Annotated in this window: 1 protein-coding gene and 1 pseudogene; both read left to right on the top strand. The window is 52.5% G+C overall.

Going from position 1 to position 472, the window contains the following annotated elements:
- A pseudogene (locus GPK49_RS09390) lies at nt 1-126 on the top strand (ATP-binding protein); the annotation flags it as partial.
- Nucleotides 123-311 (top strand): transposon-encoded TnpW family protein, encoded by a 189-nt coding sequence (locus GPK49_RS09385; protein WP_002569233.1) that lies wholly within the window; start codon nt 123-125, stop codon nt 309-311. The pseudogene GPK49_RS09390 and the gene GPK49_RS09385, both read left to right, overlap by 4 nt.
- Nucleotides 312-472: the final 161 nt, after the last annotated feature.

Here is a 472-nt window from a genome sequence, read left to right as displayed (position 1 = left end):
TATGACAGGCTGACTTCCATGTGCGCCCCCGTCCGCTTCACGGGCAGCAACTTCCGAAAGGAAACCGCACAGGAAAAGCTGGAACGCTTAAAGCAACTGATGAATCAGCGAAAGGAGAGCCTATGACAGAAACGAAACAGACAAGCACCACCAAAACAGACCGCCGCCCGGACTGTGTGACGGAAATCCGCATGGGCAACTCCGTCCTTACCGTTTCCGGCTTCTTCAAGCAGGGCGCAACCGACACCGCAGCCGACAAGATGATGAAAGTGCTGGAAGCGGAAGCTGCTACACAAAAAACGGCGATTTGACCGACCATAAAGAAGCAGATTTGACGCTTTTGCCGCTATACAGACAGCCGCCCCATGTGGTACAATCAAGGTACGGAATAGTGGGGCTGGCTGTCGGAAACGGAGGATTTTATGTTAAGACAGACCAACCAACAACCAATTACCGCCCTTTACCCAAGACT

The organism is Clostridium sp. MCC345 (genome assembly GCF_018785345.1).
Taxonomy (GTDB): domain Bacteria; phylum Bacillota; class Clostridia; order Lachnospirales; family Anaerotignaceae; genus Anaerotignum_A; species Anaerotignum_A faecicola.
This window is presented reverse-complemented; position numbering and strand designations above follow the sequence as displayed.